The organism is Brevibacterium permense (assembly GCF_013280495.1).
Taxonomy (GTDB): domain Bacteria; phylum Actinomycetota; class Actinomycetes; order Actinomycetales; family Brevibacteriaceae; genus Brevibacterium; species Brevibacterium permense.
The window spans coordinates 16628-32568 of the sequence record NZ_JABSSX010000002.1; the positions used below are offsets into that span (position 1 = coordinate 16628).

At 60.9% G+C, this 15941-nt stretch carries 12 protein-coding genes and 2 pseudogenes; 3 read left to right on the top strand and 11 right to left on the bottom strand.

Annotated elements, in window-relative coordinates:
* Positions 1 to 337 precede the first annotated feature (337 nt).
* Both HK353_RS17530 and HK353_RS17535 read right to left on the bottom strand, forming a co-directional pair.
* A pseudogene (locus HK353_RS17530) lies at positions 338 to 603 on the bottom strand (transposase); the annotation flags it as partial.
* A gap of 281 nt (positions 604 to 884) precedes the next feature.
* Entirely contained in the window at positions 885 to 1193 is a 309-nt protein-coding gene (locus HK353_RS17535; RefSeq protein WP_051505182.1) for a DDE-type integrase/transposase/recombinase, read from the bottom strand.
* Between the two features lie 419 nt (positions 1194 to 1612).
* On the opposite strand from HK353_RS17535, the gene HK353_RS02930 reads away from it, so the two are divergent.
* Positions 1613 to 2548 carry a cytochrome c oxidase assembly protein gene (locus HK353_RS02930; protein ID WP_025778321.1) on the top strand — a complete coding sequence of 312 codons (936 nt, stop codon included), beginning with the start codon at positions 1613 to 1615 and terminating at the stop codon, positions 2546 to 2548.
* A gap of 824 nt (positions 2549 to 3372) precedes the next feature.
* Here the strand turns inward: HK353_RS02930 and HK353_RS02935 are convergent.
* The 6 genes and pseudogenes from HK353_RS02935 to ctaE all read right to left on the bottom strand — a co-directional run bounded on the left by HK353_RS02935 (position 3373) and on the right by ctaE (position 10599).
* Positions 3373 to 4119: an ATP-binding protein gene (locus tag HK353_RS02935; protein ID WP_131248702.1), complete on the bottom strand. Its 747-nt coding sequence runs from the start codon at positions 4117 to 4119 to the stop codon at positions 3373 to 3375.
* A pseudogene (gene istA / locus HK353_RS02940) lies at positions 4116 to 5681 on the bottom strand (IS21 family transposase). Before istA ends, HK353_RS02935 begins: the two are co-directional and overlap by 4 nt.
* Before the next feature lie 685 nt (positions 5682 to 6366).
* On the bottom strand, positions 6367 to 7992 hold the full coding sequence (gene qcrB / locus HK353_RS02945; RefSeq protein WP_062861640.1) for a cytochrome bc1 complex cytochrome b subunit: 1626 nt from the start codon (positions 7990 to 7992) through the stop codon (positions 6367 to 6369).
* A complete protein-coding gene (gene qcrA, locus HK353_RS02950) occupies positions 7989 to 9032 on the bottom strand; it encodes a cytochrome bc1 complex Rieske iron-sulfur subunit (RefSeq protein WP_062861641.1) in 1044 nt (347 codons plus the stop codon). The genes qcrB and qcrA overlap by 4 nt, the downstream gene beginning before the upstream one ends.
* A 49-nt stretch (positions 9033 to 9081) precedes the next feature.
* The gene (gene qcrC / locus HK353_RS02955; protein WP_173152163.1) at positions 9082 to 9867 is read right to left on the bottom strand and encodes a cytochrome bc1 complex diheme cytochrome c subunit; all 786 of its coding nucleotides are present in this window, start codon (positions 9865 to 9867) and stop codon (positions 9082 to 9084) included.
* Positions 9868 to 9924: 57 nt separating this feature from the next.
* On the bottom strand, positions 9925 to 10599 hold the full coding sequence (ctaE, locus tag HK353_RS02960) for an aa3-type cytochrome oxidase subunit III (RefSeq protein WP_173152165.1): 675 nt from the start codon (positions 10597 to 10599) through the stop codon (positions 9925 to 9927).
* Positions 10600 to 10796: 197 nt separating this feature from the next.
* Here ctaE and trpD point away from each other — a divergent pair, with 197 nt between their 5' ends.
* Positions 10797 to 11900, top strand: coding sequence for an anthranilate phosphoribosyltransferase (gene trpD / locus HK353_RS02965; protein ID WP_173153189.1), 1104 nt, complete (start codon positions 10797 to 10799; stop codon positions 11898 to 11900).
* Here trpD and HK353_RS02970 read toward each other — a convergent pair.
* The 3 genes from HK353_RS02970 to HK353_RS02980 are packed head-to-tail and all read right to left on the bottom strand — an operon-like array spanning position 11868 to position 14942.
* Positions 11868 to 13625, bottom strand: a complete 1758-nt coding sequence (locus HK353_RS02970) for a DEDD exonuclease domain-containing protein (RefSeq protein ID WP_173152167.1) — start codon at positions 13623 to 13625, stop codon at positions 11868 to 11870. The two genes, trpD and HK353_RS02970, sit on opposite strands and share 33 nt — an antisense overlap.
* Positions 13626 to 13672: 47 nt before the next feature.
* Positions 13673 to 14125, bottom strand: a complete 453-nt coding sequence (locus tag HK353_RS02975; protein ID WP_173152169.1) for a YiaA/YiaB family inner membrane protein — start codon at positions 14123 to 14125, stop codon at positions 13673 to 13675.
* 28 nt (positions 14126 to 14153) lie between these two features.
* Positions 14154 to 14942, bottom strand: coding sequence for an alpha/beta hydrolase (locus HK353_RS02980; protein ID WP_173152171.1), 789 nt, complete (start codon positions 14940 to 14942; stop codon positions 14154 to 14156).
* 106 nt (positions 14943 to 15048) lie between these two features.
* On the opposite strand from HK353_RS02980, the gene HK353_RS02985 reads away from it, so the two are divergent.
* Positions 15049 to 15801 (top strand): 1-acyl-sn-glycerol-3-phosphate acyltransferase, encoded by a 753-nt coding sequence (locus HK353_RS02985; protein ID WP_173152173.1) that lies wholly within the window; start codon positions 15049 to 15051, stop codon positions 15799 to 15801.
* The last annotated feature ends 140 nt before the right edge of the window (positions 15802 to 15941 follow it).

A 15941-nucleotide genomic window follows, 5' to 3' on the forward strand; every position in this document is an offset into this window, starting at 1 on the left:
TCGCCGTGAACGGAAACAACTGACAATTGATTCGCCCACGTGGCCCGAACTTGCATAGAGTTCGGGCCACGGTGCCTTTCGCTCCGGAATCGACAGGCTTCTCGCTTCTTCAGGGGTTGAGACTAAGGCGCGCGGGCTGTACAGTCTTCGAGGTCCACGCTTTTGTGGAGGTGCCCCTATGCCTTGATTCATGAGGCATCGGTGTGATTCTTCGAAAGTTTCGAGTCGGACTCGATGGCAGGGGTAATCGGATCGGGGTCCTACTCCCGAATTGATCAGGTACCTCGCGACAGGACTGCTCAGGCAGCTGGCACCGCCTCGGGGGTGTGGAGGTAGACGCCGTCGACAACGGGTCATTCAGTGCCGCGAACGCGGACAGGAACAAGGCTCGTTTGGGGAACTTGTTGGTCCAGCGGGACGTATGGTCGCCGCGGCCCCTGACCGCTGCGAAGTCGGTGCCAGTCCGGCATACGATGATAGGTGTCCGGCTGATTCGAAGTCCTTACCCACGATCTCGGTCAGAATCCTCGCAGTAGCCCTGACGCCGTCCGCCGGCATCGACGTTTGGAGCTCGAAACGCGGATGCGACTGGACCAGTTCCTCGATGGATGCCAGGATTTCGCCCCGCGACTGCTACATCTGCGCCGACGAGTTTGTCTAGCCCCAGGTTTGATGGAGAGTCTTCTACTTGGAGTTCATGACTCTCACACGAGTTACGCGGTCCGTGGCATCGTGCTGTGAGGGTCAGCTCGGAACGCTGTGGGAGTCGCTGCTCCTAGCGCACCGTGTGGTCAATAGGTGGTGGACCAGTGCGCCCGCTCCGCCGTGGCGAGCCCGACATGATCAATGCCTTTCCACGGGTTGCTATTCCGTATCCACTCAGCCTATACAGCGAGTTCGAGGCTTCGCAAGACGCTATCGTCTGAATCGCCCCTCGATCCGGCAGACGCGACGGCGAGTTGTTCGGTCAGGGCATCGTCATGGCGGATTGCCCGATACTGGCCTCCGCGATCCGAGTGCTGTACCAGCCCGCACAGGTCGCCACTGGGACCTCGACTCTGATAGATCCCCTTCTGCAGGGCATCAGGAGCCGACTCGGTGTGCACTGACCTCGATTCCTGCCAGCCGACGATCTCGCGATCGAACATGTCGGTGACGAACGCGAAGTAGACCCACCCGGCGGATGCGTGCACATAGGTGATGTCAGGCTCCTACCACCGGTCAGTAGCGAAAGTGGCGAAGTACCGATCAATGCAATCGGTCACACTGCTCTGACCTCTCGGTGTTCGAAGCCGTGGACGGCCCTATACGGTGCAGTCCGAGGTCTCTCGACAGTCGTTCGATCGGCACCGGAGAACAATTCCGGGATCGTGTAGAGAGCTGTTCGTCGATATGGCAGACGCTGCCGCGTCGGGCAACAGGATCGGTTTCGAGAAGGACCATGCTGCGGTCTGCTCTCTTACGAAGCCTTATGGGTACTTCTTTTGGGGCATGACAGATAAGTCCTTTTCGTGGCTTCACTGTGTCGGCTATGTTTCTGTACCTGATTTCTGAGTTCGACTTGGTTGAGCCTATACTGGCATCACCAGGGCCAATTGAAAGACGAGGAACAGTGAACGACGCTGCTGACTTGGTGCAACAGGTGCCGCTTTGGCTCCGTTTCGACTTCACTTCTGCGTCATGGATCATCGCTGCTCTTTCCGCGGTTCTGTGTGCGCTCTATCTGGCAGGTACATTCAGGCTGTGGTCTCAACGTCGATTTTGGAATCCGGCCCGCGTGCTTTCCTTTGTCTTGGGTTGCGTTATCGCATTCCTAGTAGCGACTTTGGGAGTGAACGCAGCTGCGCCGCATTCGCTGACCGCACTGATGTTTCAGCAGATCACCTTAATGACTATGGTCCCCCCGCTTCTGCTTACCGGAGCTCCCGGTGTGCTGCTCCTTCGGTCGATGCCACACGGTAGATTCGGCAGTTTCATCCTCCGGGTGGGGATCGGCGGCCTACGTTCGAAATGGACAAGCAGTTTGCTCCATCCCGCAGTGCCAATCGTTATAGCGCTTCTGGCATTTCCCGCTCTGTACCTGAGCGACGCGGTCAGCACATTCGTGTCGACGCGCGCTGGAATGGACGCTCTTCTGGCGATGTTCCTTTTCGGCGGAATCCTCGCCGCTGTTCCACTTTGGTCGGTTGATCCGCTGCCTCGAGTGCAATCCTTCCCCTCTCGATTCATTGACATTGCAATCGAACTTCAGATTCACGCCGTACTCGGACTGACCTTCCTGCGAATCGGACGGCCCATATTCGATCAGTATGCAGTGGCGACTAATGGAATCGATCCCGTGTACGACCAAGCAGTTGCTGGTGCGCTTCTGTGGACTTACGCCGAAATGCCATTGTTCCTTGTGCTGATTATCTGCCTGGCTCGCTGGTTTGCGCAGGAACAGAAATCACACAAAATCAAACAGTCCAGCGAGGACGCGGCAATGGATTCTTACAATGAGTATCTCTTGAGTCTGAACGATCATGACAGATTGCACAAGCAACACTGAATCGGTTGACTTCTGAAGCTCACACGCAGCGGCGGCAAGCCGATACGGTCTCTCGGCAGCAAGCTGACTGATCGGCAGTAACTCGCAGTCATCGTCGACCGCTACGTCCGCGCGGATTGCCTAGCCTCCGCGGTCGATGGCGTCTTTTCCACCTGAAGTACATCGGTCCGCGCTCGCGTTGCGAAGCCCGTGGCATCGAAATGACATAGTCCTACTCGAAAGTCATAGGGATTGGCCCCGCCGAGTGCTCTTTGTGAACTGTACGAGGTGAGACTGTCCATCTACAACGCTTTGGCGATCTCGATAGCATCAATGCCAATACACGAAACTCTGCTCCGGATCTGGTCGACTTTGTAAAGTGAGTTCAGTATCTCGGCGAAAACGTTACCGTTTGAATCACCCCTGGACCCGGCAGTCGTGACGGAATCTTAGTCGGCCGAGGCCCCGTAATTCGAATCACCCGATATTGGACCACGCCATTCGAGCGATGCTCCGGTCCGGACAGGCCGCTGCCGGTTCTTCGACGCTGGCAGACCCGCGTGTGCAGGGTGCCAAGAGTCACCTCGGCATGCAATGGCTTCGATATCTGCCAGCCTCGATTATCTCCGGGGTGACTCATCAGCTTACCCGAATCGGTCGTGTTGAGAGCAGAGAACCGTAGGTTGCGGACCGAGTTGGGCGGCGCTGAGATAGCTGCCGAAGCTCTGAAGTGAGTATTCGAAGGTTTGAAGGCCACCCGATATTGCCTTTGGGGACCATCGATATTGCCTTTGGGGGCCAGGGATGGTGGCGGTGGGGGCCACCGGCCCCCACCACCTACTTTCCTACTGGTCCAATATTGCCTGTTCTCGCATATTGTGAGTGCCGGTATCGACCCAGATGGTGTTATGCACGATGCGATCCATGATCGCATCGGCGTGGACCCCGGATCCGAGTCGTTGGTGCCAGTCCTTCTTCGCGTACTGAGTACAGAACACTGTCGACGTGGCATCATAGCGACGCTCCAGCAACTCCAACAGCATGCTGCGCATCGACTCATCCGGATGATCGAGTAGCCACTCATCAATGACTAACAACGTGAAGGCAGCGTATTTGCGGAGGAATTTCGTCGTCCCCTGCGGTTTGTCCTTCACCATCGCCCACGCTTCTTCAAGATCGGGCATCCGAATGTAATGGGCTCGGATTCGATGCTGACAAGCCTGCTTGGCCAACGCGCACCCCAAATAGGACTTCCCGGAACCGGTGAAGCCCTGGAACACCACGTTCTGCTGACGCTCGATGAACGAACACGTGCCCAGCTGGGCAAGGACGTGGCGATCCAAACCACGTTCGTCGACTCGATCCACTCGGCGCAGGTCTGCTTGCGGGTAACGCAGCCCGGCCCGCCTGATCAGACCCTCGACCTTGGCATGGTTGAACGCCGAATGAGCTTCATCGACGACCAGCCGCAACCGGTCATCGAAGCTCATTCCCAGCACCAGACCCTCGTCCTCACTGTCCAGGGCCTCCAGCAGCGTTCCCGCGCCCATCTCGCGCAGCTTGCGCTTGGTCTCGGTATCGATCTGGCTCATTTCGCGCCTCCTTCTGCGTAGTAAGACGCGCCGCGGACCAATCCGCCATGCTCGACGTGTTCTTCTCGTGGCGGCCGCACCGACCCGGTCTTGTCCTGCCCAGTGGCAAGGATCGGCTATAAGTGGGCATACCGCGGGGACCGAATCGGGCCAGCCAGGCCGATCCGGCAGGCCGCTTCCACCCGATCTGCCGAAAAGCGTCGCGACAGTCGCAGCACCGCCAGTGCGGCATCGAGTCCCTGCGCGTCGATCGGCACGGACTCGAAGATCCTATTGACGACTACGAGAGCAGAAGGTCCGATGCGCTCGGCCCACTCCCGCACCCTCGGGGTATCCCACGGCTGATACTTCTCGCCGGTGGGCAGATCAGCGTCGTTGGTCCGATACTCATTGGCCGCGCCCTCGGGCAGCAGCAGGTGACTGCTCAGCCGCTCGGTGCCCTGGTAGGCCTCGAGCACCCGGTCAGTGATCCGCAGATCGACTTTCGTGCCGATATGCGCGAACGGGACCGAGTAGTAATTGCGCTGCCAGCTCACGTGCCCGTTGCGAGCCACCCGCCGCCCATAGACCCACTGACTGATCTCGTAGGGCACCTGCGGCAGGGGCGTGAGCAACGGCTGCTCATCAGCGGCGAACACACTGGCTCGGGAGCCTGGCCGCTTCTGGAACGGTTCCGCGTTGTAGTCGGCCACCCGCTTAATGATCGCTGCCCGAAGTTCCGGCAGCGTCTGGAACCGATGCTGCCGGAGTCCGGCGATGATCCAGGTCGCGACGTGGGAGACCGTGTTCTCCACGCTGGCTTTGTCTTTCGGCGCCCGGATCCTGCCTGGCAGCACCGCCGCACGGTAATGCGCGGCCATCTCTCGGTAGGCGTCGTTGAGGACGATCTCGCCCTCGCGGGGATGCTTGAGTACCCCGGTCTTGAGGTTGTCCGGCACGATTCGTGGACTCGATCCGCCGAAGGCTTCGAACATAGCCACATGCGCCCGCAGCCAGGTGTCCTGCTTCATGTCCAAGGCAGGTTCGACGAACGCGTACCGACTGAATGGCAAGCAGCCGACGAACAAGTACACCGGTCTCGTCGTGCCGGTGGTCGGCTCATGTAGCTGCATCGTCGGTCCTGACCAGTCAACCTCGATCGTCTGTGCCGCCTTGTGCCCGACCCTGGACGCGGCTCCGGTGACGAGGACATGACGCTGATAGGTCCGGCAGAAACGGTCGTAGCCCATTGCCGGCGTCCCCGTAGCCGCGCAGTCGTCGGCGTACTCGCTGTGCAGTAGCTTCAGCGTCACCCCGACACGGGCGAGCTCTTTGTGGACCTGCTCCCAGTCCGGCTGAGCGAACACACTGTGATGCTGACCACGACCTGGGAAAACCAGGCCATAGACCTCGTCGTCTGTGCCGGCCTTGACGTCGTCCCAACCTAGCCCGGCCGCATCTGCGGCCTCGAGTACCGCGGCCACGGACTTTCGCGACATGCCCTGTGATGCCGCTATTGCTCGCGCGGACAGTCCGTCTGCGCGTAGTTGCAGCACCAACTTGGCTCTGATCTTTCGTACCATGAATGGTCTCCTTCCGTCGCGTGCCGTATACACGCGACGGAAGGAGCCTAAGCGCGGTGGCCCCCAAGCACACCACTAGTGGCCCCCAAGAGCACTATCCAATAATCAGCTCAGTGGCTCCCGCACACACGACTGATGGACCCCACAGAAGCGAATATTCACTGAAGCGAGGTTCGGAATGTCTTCTGCGGAGGAACTCGACCGAATCTCGAAATAGGCACCTTCCACAGATTCGTCCATTCCTGAACCATAATGAAATCGGAACAGAAGATAGGTTGAGTTCTTCCAGACAGATCAGGATCTCCGAGGCCGGACCGATCGTGAGGGCTATGAAGAACCGAGGACATAGACGCGGCGGAGCACATGGCATGTCTCTGCGCGTTCCTCAGAATGCATTGACAGGGTGGGCAGCCGTTAGGCACCAAGTCTGAGGAACCTAACGTTGCAGATTGTGGAATGCAGCGAGCGGAGCGGGAATTGAGTTGGGCACGAGCACTGTTGGTGCGCCTATCATGTACCGAACAGACTGTGACTGGCCTACTGCAGGCGAGACAGAATAGCCGGGTAGCGCCCTTCTGGGGGTAAAGCCGGAGCACGGAATGCCCTGGTTCAACGAAGGAACGAATAGAGAAAGGGGCTCAGCAGTTGAACCGCTGAGCCCCTGAAACACTGATCAAAGGACCGATCAGTGTCCGAGCTGTTTGTTGTCCGAACCCTCGAGGGCAGCGTTGTTGTGGTGAGGAGCTTCGAGCTCCTGCTTCGTCACCGGAGCCACACGGTCTTCAAAGAAGAACCGAGAGAGTCGCGCACGCAGCTTCTCTGTTCCAGTGATCTTGCCCTCTGCATTCGGCTCCGCAGGGATGTAACTCGGAGATTCGAACGCCGTAAGCTTCCACAGTTTATGCGGAGGAAGAGCCTCGTGGCGTTCAAGGAACTCACCGTGGGGCAGACGAATGATCTGGGCTGTCTCCCGTCCGTGCAGAGCGATCTCACGGTCCTTGCGCTGAAGCGCGAGACACATACGTTTGGTAATGATGTAACCGATGATCGGTCCGAAGAAGAATAGGAATCGGAAGATGTAGATCATGTCGTTGAGCGACATCTGAAAGAACACTGCAATGATGTCACCCGATGCAGCCGCCCACATGTTGCAGTAGAAGATGATTCCTGCAACGCCGATGGCGGTACGAGTCGGATTGTTACGGGGACGATCGAGGATGTGGTGTTCCCGATGATCCTTCTGCAGCCATGCCTCGAAGAACGGGTAGATGAACATGACTGCGAACACGCCGCCCATGACGATCACGGCGCTGTTGATGTTGAGCGAGATCGGCCATCCGAAGATATAGAACTCGAACCAGCCCGGAACGATACGAAGGAATCCGTCCGCCCAACCGATGTACCAGTCAGGTTGGGTGCCGGCCGAGACCGGTGAAGGGTCGTAGGGACCGTAGTTCCAGATCGGGTTGATCGTGAACAGAGCCGAGATAAGCGAGAGCAGACCGAAGATGAGGAAGAAGAATCCTCCACCCTTCGCCGCGAAGGTAGGCAGGACCGGTTCTCCGACCACATTCTTCTCGGTGTTTCCCGCTCCCGGGTACTGGGTGTGTTTGTGCACGACAACGAACATCAGGTGGATGCCGATGAGAGCGATCAGCAGGGCCGGCACGATCATGATGTGCAGGGTGTACAGACGGGCCACGATGTCGATGCCCGGGAACTCGCCGCCGAAGAGGAAGAACGAGATGTAGGTTCCGACGAGCGGCAGCGACTTGAGGATGCCGTCGATGATTCGTAGGCCGTTGCCGGATAGGAGATCATCAGGGAGAGAATATCCGGTGAAGCCGGCAGCCATACCCATGATGACGAGCAGAACACCGACGATCCAGTTGAGTTCGCGAGGACGGCGGAATGCTCCAGTGAAGAACACGCGAAGCATATGAACGCTCAATGCAGCGACGAACAACAGGGCGCCCCAGTGGTGCATCTGTCGGATGAACAGACCACCGCGTATCTCCAATGAGATCGCTAGCGTGGAATCGTAGGCCTCGGAGATCTCGACACCCCGTAGCGGAAGCCAAGGTCCTTCGTAGCGCAGCTCGCCCATGGCGGGCTGAAAGAAGAACGTAAGGAACGTTCCGGACAATACGACGATGATGAAGCTGTATAGAGCGACCTCGCCGAGCATGAATGACCAGTGAGAAGGGAAGATCTTGCGACCGAACTCGCGGACGAGGACCGATGCCCCGACGCGGGATTCGGCGAAGCTTGCGGCCTTCCCGATGGTGGTGGTTGGCTGAGTAGTTCTCATCGGTTGTTGATCTCCCAGAACGTAGGTCCGACAGGCTCAGGGAAGTCCGACTGGGCAACCAGGTAGCCTTCGCTGTCCACTGTGATAGGCAGCTGAGGAAGCGGTCGTTTGGCCGGTCCGAAGATGACCTTGCAGTGTTCCGTCACGTCAAACGTCGACTGGTGGCAGGGGCACAGAAGGTGGTGCGTTTGGTGCTCGTACAGTGCCACCGGGCAACCGACATGCGTGCAGATCTTCGAGTAGGCGACGATTCCGTCGTGCGACCAGTCCTTGCGGTCCGGATCTTCTTTGAGCTGCTTGGGATCGATGCGCATGAGCAGCACAGCGGCTTTGGCCTTCTCGTTCAGCGGGTGCTCGGCCGCCTCCTCATCGCCGATGCCCGAAGGCAGGACGTGGTAGGCCGAACCGATCGTGACTTCGTCTGCCTTGATCGGGCGCTCCGAGTCAACCGAAGGGATTCCGCCGACATCACGAATGAGGCGTGTGCCCTTCTGCCACAGCGTGTTGAACATCTTGTCGCCCGGCAGCGGACCCAAGTCTCGGAAGACGAGGACCGCGGGCAGCGGTGCGATCGCCAGTGCGGCGATGAGCGTGTTGCGCAGCAGGGGACGACGGGCGATGCCAGACTCCTCCTTGGCTTGGTGGAGGATCTCGAGCGCAATAGCTTGGTCCTCTTCGCTGCCGCCGATGTCGTGGCGTTCGTCGATGCCCTCGTGATCGCTCATGAGATTCTTGGCCCAGAGCACGGCACCGAATCCGATGGAGAACATCGCGACAGCGGCACCTAGACCGACGAACATGTTGTGGAGGCGGATGCTCTGCATCGATTCGCCGGGGGTGAACAGGAAGTACGCCACGATGAACCAGATGGTTCCGATCATCGAAAGGATGAACCAGGCTGCCACCTGTCGTTCGGCGATCTTCTCGGCGCGAGGATCCGAGTCGGCAAGGCGCGGTTTGTGCTCGGGCAACCCAGGGTTAGTGAACCCGTTCAACTCCTCGAGCTGGCTGCCGCCGCCGGAGTGCTCTTTCGAGGTCATTGAATTCCCCGTCTATTCTCGTAGTTGATGGTGAACGACACTGCCTGACTCACTTGGCTCTGGATGACAGCCACACTGTCAGGCCGATGACGGCAGCAAGTCCGAAGAACCATATGAACAGGCCCTCTGCGACTGGACCCAGTGATCCGAGCTTGAATCCGCCGGGGGAGGGGTTGTCCGAGACTTCCCGGACGTAAGCGATGACATCGCGCTTGTCTTCAGGAGTCAGGTTCGCATCGTTGAAGATCGGCATGTTCTGCGGGCCGGTCTGCATCGCTTCGTAGAGGTACTTCTCAGAGACTTCGGACAGATTCGGTGCGTACTTGCCGCGGGTCAGTGCACCGCCGGAGCCGACTACGTTGTGGCACATGGCGCAGTTGGTGCGGAACAGACCGCCGCCGGCAGCGGGGTCACCCTTCGAAGCATCAAGGTACTCGTCTTCCGGGACTGCCGGCCCGGGGCCGAGCGAAGCAACATAAGCGGCGAGCTGAGCAGTCTGCTCTTCGTCGAACTGCGGTTCCTTGACACGAGCCTGCGGTCCGTTGGCCTGCAGCGGCATGCGTCCGGTGCCGACCTGGAAGTCCACAGCAGCGGCGCCGACGCCGATGAGTCCGGGGCCGGCCTTCGACCCTTCGGCGTTCAGTCCATGACAGGTTGCGCAATTCGCCAGGAAGAGCTTCTTGCCTTCTTCGATATCAGAGGCGCTGGCTGTGTCCGCCTTGGCGCTCGAGGTCTGTGTAAAAAGTGCATAGGCGCCGCCGGTCAGCAGCAGCCCCACGAGCAGCAGCGCGACCAGCGCCATAGGGTGTCTGCGGCGATCTGCTAATAGCTTCACTTGATCGTCCTTTGCTTGAAGTGTTGGGTGTCGTGAGTGCCGGGCATCACAGGCCGGCTACTGGAGCAGGTAGATGATGCCGAACAGACCGATCCAGACGACATCAACGAAGTGCCAGTAGTAGGACACGCAGATTGCGAATGTGGCTTCATGCTGACCGAACTTCTTGGCTCCGTAGGCACGTCCGATGACGAGCAGGAAGCAGATGAGTCCGATGGTCACGTGAATGCCGTGGAAGCCCGTGGTGAGGTAGAAGACGGAACCATAACCGTCAGAGCTGATTGAGATGCCTTCGCTGACAAGGGTCGCGTACTCCATGACCTGGCCCGAGACGAAGATCGCACCCAGAGCGAAGGTGAGGTAGAACCACTCGATCATTCCCCATTTGGCGATATTGAACAGGGACCCGGTTCGTCGAGGGCGGAACCGCTCGGCTGCGAACACACCTATCTGACAGGTGAACGAAGACGACACCAGGATCAACGTGTTGCCGAGAGCATAGGGAATGTTGAGGACGGGAGTCCTCGCTTCCCACAGCTCCGGAACGACTGACCGGAGGGTGAAGTACATGGCGAAGAGCGCGGCAAAGAACATCAGGTCGCTCGCGAGGAACACGATGAAGCCCACCGTGGTCACATTCGGACGATTGACAACCGGATGTGCTGGCGCTGTTTGAGATGCAGTGGCAGTTGACACACCCCCATTATTACCCGTCTCGGGGTGAGTTTTCATCTTTTACCCAGGTTTCGAGAAAGAAATTTCTACACGACGTAGCAAAAACCGCGATTTGGTGCCGAAATCTCGATTCGGAAGCACCTTCCACCCGCGTGTCGAAGTCGCGATAGTATGCCGCAGGTAAGGTCCGCCCCATGCAACGGGGCGGCGGCAACGCCTAGTGAGAGTTCAAACGGATGACCGATTCCACGCCCATGACCACCACGGCAGCCCTCGCTTCCGAGGCCAGCACCACGGTTCCGGCGGCCGATGTGAACTGGCCCGACCTGCTTATGGCTCTCATGCACCAGCAGGACCTCGACGGCGTTCAGGCGGCTTGGGCGATGGATCAGATCATGTCCGGCAAGACCGCGGATGTGACAATGGCCGCATTTCTCGCCGCGCACCATACGAAGGGGGAGACGGTCGAGGAGATCGCCGGTCTCGTGGCCGCGATGATGGACCATGCCGTTCCCCTGCCCGGTCTCGAAGACTCCGTCGACATCGTCGGTACCGGAGGCGACCGCGCGAAGACGGCGAACATCTCCTCGACTGCGGCCATGATCATCTCCGCGGCCGGACAGCGGGTCGTCAAACACGGCAACCGCGCAACATCCTCGGCGTCGGGTTCAGCGGATGTGCTCGAAGCACTCGGCGTGCGATTCGACATCACACCCGAGCAGACCGGTCAGATCGCCCACGAGGTCGGGCTGGCCTTCTGCTTCGCCAACGTGTTCCACCCGTCGATGCAGTTCGTCGCCGCTGTGCGGCGTCAGATCAACGTCCCCACCGCGTTCAATATCCTCGGCCCCCTGACGAACCCGGCTCGGGCCAGGCATACGGCCATCGGCGTCGCCGATGCCCAGATGGCCCCGCTCGTCGTCGGCACGCTGGCCAAGCGCGGACACCAGGCCGTGGTGTTCCGGTCGCGTGACGGTCTCGACGAGCTGAGCAACACCGATGTCAACGATGTCTGGGAAGTCCGTCACGGCGAGATCGAACACACGACGTTCGACGCCCTCGACCTCGGCATCGAGCGGGCGACGAAGGACGATCTGCGCGGCGGCGGTCCGAATGAGAACGCGGCTATCACGCGCGCGGTCCTCGACGGCGAACGATCGGCAGTGCGCGACATCGTGGCCATCAACGCCGCGGCGGCTCTCGTCGCCGCCGACGAGTCGGCTGCGGGCACCTTCACTGAGCGTTTGGCCCTCAAGCTCGAGACTGCGGTGGAGACGATCGACAGCGGGGGCGGCGCGAACAAGCTTCAGCAGCTCATCGACGTCTCACACAGAGTCGCTGAGACGAACCGCTCCTGAGCTGTGTGCATGGCTGGTCGCTCCCTGTCGGGGCAGCGACCAGCCATGAACGCCTGAGGGAGTCACGGAGACGAGCTCGGCGGTCTCCAGCCAGCCGGCCAGCAAACGCGACTCCTCCGCAAGCGAGTCTGTCTCCTGCGGCAGCGCTCCGGGGGCAGGGACCCATTCGGCCGTCGAATGCAGCGCCGACAGGGAATCTCCCATGGCCTGCCTGGTCGACACATGGCCGGCACCGGCGAGTTTCCCGTGGCGGATGATCGCCAGGTCCCAGCCTGAGTCGAAACCGGGGGCCGCCGCAATCAGTTCGGGAACTCTCCGCAGTGCCGTGACCTGTTCGGCCCGCGCCGCGGTGGACACCGCCGAACGCATCGCGTCCCGGACCTCGGCGGCCGTTTCGAACCGGGCTTCTCCGGACAGTCGCTGCATCCGCTCAGCGGCCAAGCGCTGCAGTGAGGACAGGTCCCCACCGAGCAGGGCGAAGAGTTCGCGGATCGAACTCCGATAATCATCGACATCGGTGATCCCAGCGCAGGGACCGCCGCACTGACCCACCTGCGCACTTACACAGGGACGATGTTCGCCGAGGCTGCGCTGCGTGATCGTCGCCGTGCACCTCTTGACCGGGTAGAGGGTGTCGAGGAGTTCCTTGACAGCTTGTGCCGACTTCCGTGACCGGAACGGTCCCAGCGGCGGTGCGGGGGAGCGTTCGAGCGCCGAGTTCGCCCGAACCACCGACAGTCGGGGGAAGAGCTCATCGCTGAGCACGATCCACGAATTGCGTTCCGGGTTCTTCGACCGTCGGTTGTACGGCGGCGCCAGCTCTCCGATGAGACGGATCTCGCGGACTTCGGCTTCCAGCGCGTGGGCGCAGGGCAGGCAGCTGACCTCCTGTGCCGCGGTGATCATCTCGGCCATGCGGCCACGGTTCTCCGAGGCGTTGAAGTACCCGCGCACTCGCCTGGCCATATTTCCGGACTTCCCGATGTAGAGCACACGGCGAGTGCCATCGAGGAACATGTAGACGCCGGGCTCCGGGGGGACGTCCTTGGCCAGATGGGATTTCGCCTGTCGCTTCGCCCACCCCGACTGTCTGACGGTCGACAGCTCCTCAAGCGTCGTCACACCGTAGCCGCCGAATCGTTCGAACAGGTGGTGGAGGAGCTCGCCGGTGGCCCGCGCGTCGGAGAGCGCACGGTGATCGGGCTCGACCTGAGTGCCGAAATGAGCGGCGAGCGTCGAGAGTTTGTGGTTGCGCACTTCATCGCGGCCGACGACGCGCCGGGACAGCGTGACGGTATCGAGGACTGTGGGCGCAGGCCAGTGGTAGTCGAGGCGTTCGCAGGCCGAGCGGAGGAATCCGATGTCGAAGGGCGCATTGTGTGCCACCAGCACCGCACCGACGGAGAATTCCAGGAAACTCGGCAGAACCGAGCTGATCGGGGGTGCATCATCGACCATCGCATGAGTGATGCCGGTGAGCCGGGCCACGAACGGGCTGATCACGGAGTGTTCCGGTTTGACCAGGGTCTGGAACTCGCCGATGACCTCACCGCCGCGCGTCTTGACCGCGCCGATCTCGGTGATCTCCGACTGCCCGGCTCGGGTGCCTGTCGTTTCGAGGTCGACGATGACGAAGGTGACGTCGGACAGGGGAGTTCCGAGGCTGTCGAAGGACAGCTGAGTGTTGTGCAGTGCGCTGGGTGCGCGGTCGAAGGGGACGGTCATGATGCCCAGTCTCTCAGGTGCCGCTGACACGAAGCGGTCAGCATCGCTCACACCGAGGATCCGTCGCCGTCGTCGGCGGAACGGTGGCTCGGCAGATGGAAGAACAGACCGACCGCGCCGCCGATGCCGACGGCCAGCCCGATGAGCAGGTACCACCCGGGCAGCGGCCTGAAGAAGATCACGCCGATGAGCAGGAGCACGACCGCGCCGAGAGCCGCGGCCCAGGACAGCACCAGGGTGGGCGAAGCGGTGCGCCACCCGATCGGCTCCGCCGGTTCGCGCTCCCAATGCTCGGTGTCCTCGAGGGCGTCGCGAACATCCTCGGCGGGCATATCACCCATCGTCGCCGAGGGTTCTGCGATCTGCCGGACGAGGTCGTCCCAGTCCTCGTCGCTGATGCGCGAGCGGTCGTGCCCGATCCTCTCCGGATCGGGAACGTCTCGTCGCCAGTCCTCCCGGCCCTCGTCGTCGGGAGTCGAAGCGGTGCCCTCGTCGTTCATACCTGAATCAGCAATTCCGCGGCCTCAGCTATTCCCCCGCCTCGGGCTGACAGGGCACGGTCGTTTCGGTGGAGACCACCTGCAGGACCGCCTCGGCGATGGTGTTCGCATCGAAATCAAGAGTCGCCACATGGCGGGACCGGCGGAGGGCGACGATCTTCGGCGGGTGCGGAAGGTCCGATCGCAGCGCACGCAGCGTTCGCGGACTCACGACATTGTCCTCACCGGAGATCATGGCCGTGACGGGACAGGTGACTTTCCACAGATCGTCGCGCAGTGTCCGCAGCGCACGATGGAACGTCGCCAGGGGCGCCACCGGTGTCCGTTCATAGGCGTACTCATCGCGGTCCGGGTGGGCGATGTCGCCGCCGATCGACGGAATCGTGCGCACGACGTGCCTGAGCACCGGCAGCAGGGGAGCGAAGGGAGAGTCGATGTAGAGAGCAGGATTGACCACGACGATCTCGTCGGGTGCGCCCTCTGACGCCGCCAGGGCGAGTGCCAGGGCCCCACCCATCGACAGCCCGGCGACGACGACACGCTCGTGGTCGGCCTGCAGCCGACCCAGCTCTGTGCGCGCCTCGCCGAGCCAATCGGACCATCCCGTAGCGTCCATGTCCTGCCAAGAGGTGCCGTGACCGGGCAGTTGGGGGACGCTGACGTCGATGCCCTCCGCCGCGATCGCGCGGGCGATCGGCACCCAGGAGACGGGCGAACCGATGAGTCCGTGCAGAAAGAGAACCGCCGAGGCTGAACCGCCGTCGAGGCTGCGATAGGCGGCCGTCGGATCCGCCCCGAGTGTGAAATCGATCTCCATGCTCCCAGCATGGCACGGATGAGTCCGCGACGGACTTCGCTGTTCACCGTTCGTGTCGATATATGATTGCCGAGGACGACAAAGAGTCGTAGTCGGAAGGGTGCGCGTGTTCTACTGGTTTCTCAAGCGAGTCCTCGCCGGACCCATTCTGCGGATCCTCTTCCGTCCGTGGGTGCGGGGCCTGGACAATCTGCCGTCCGAGGGCCCGGCGATCATCGCAGGAAATCACAACCACTTCATGGACTCGATCTTCGTTCCGCTGCTCGCTCCGCGTCCCGTCGTCTATCTGGCGAAGAAGGACTACTTCACCGGTCGCGGAATCAAGGGTGCGGTGACTCGGTGGTTCTTCAAGCTCAACAATCAGCTCCCAATGGATCGCGGAGGCGGATCGGGATCTCAGGCTTCGCTCGAGTCGGGTCTGAAGGTCCTCCGTGAGGGGAATTCACTGGGCATCTATCCCGAAGGCACGCGTTCGCCCGACGGAAAGCTCTATCGCGGACGCACCGGCATTGCGCGTCTCGTCCTCGAGTCAGGCGCGCCTGTGGTTCCCGTGGCGATCATCGGCACGGACAAGCTGCAGCCTGCCGGTCGCCTCGTTCCCAAGCTCCGGCGTGTCGGAGTCGTCTTCGGCGCACCGATGGACTTCTCGAAATATGCAGGTCTTCCCGTCGACCGTTTCATGCTGCGGTCGGTCACCGACGAGATCATGTACGAGATCATGCGCCTGTCCGGGCAGGAATACGTCGACACCTATGCGTCGACGGTCAAGACCAAGCTGCTGACGAGCGCCAAGCCGAAGAAGGCGGACCCTCCGAGCCGGGATGAGTCGAAATCTGACGGCGAAAGCTCGTCGAACTAGGCCCGACGGTCCCGACTCGTCCTGCTCCTGGTCGCCTGAATGACATCCATGCGACATGTTCGAATACTGCGGTAACGGCGACACGCGGAAATTGTTACCTCGAGGTGTTTGTCCTGGCCGGGACGGCAGAATAACTTGGA

Excerpts from the sequence above, each read along its gene's own strand:
- HK353_RS02935 (WP_131248702.1), bottom strand. The coding sequence starts at position 4,119 with ATGAGCCAGATCGATACCGAGACCAAGCGCAAGCTGCGCGAGATGGGC.
- qcrB (WP_062861640.1), bottom strand. The coding sequence starts at position 7,992 with ATGAGAACTACTCAGCCAACCACCACCATCGGGAAGGCCGCAAGCTTC.
- qcrA (WP_062861641.1), bottom strand. The coding sequence starts at position 9,032 with ATGACCTCGAAAGAGCACTCCGGCGGCGGCAGCCAGCTCGAGGAGTTG.
- ctaE (WP_173152165.1), bottom strand. The coding sequence starts at position 10,599 with ATGAAAACTCACCCCGAGACGGGTAATAATGGGGGTGTGTCAACTGCC.
- trpD (WP_173153189.1), top strand. The coding sequence starts at position 10,797 with ATGACCACCACGGCAGCCCTCGCTTCCGAGGCCAGCACCACGGTTCCG.
- HK353_RS02970 (WP_173152167.1), bottom strand. The coding sequence starts at position 13,625 with ATGACCGTCCCCTTCGACCGCGCACCCAGCGCACTGCACAACACTCAG.
- HK353_RS02975 (WP_173152169.1), bottom strand. The coding sequence starts at position 14,125 with ATGAACGACGAGGGCACCGCTTCGACTCCCGACGACGAGGGCCGGGAG.
- HK353_RS02980 (WP_173152171.1), bottom strand. The coding sequence starts at position 14,942 with ATGGAGATCGATTTCACACTCGGGGCGGATCCGACGGCCGCCTATCGC.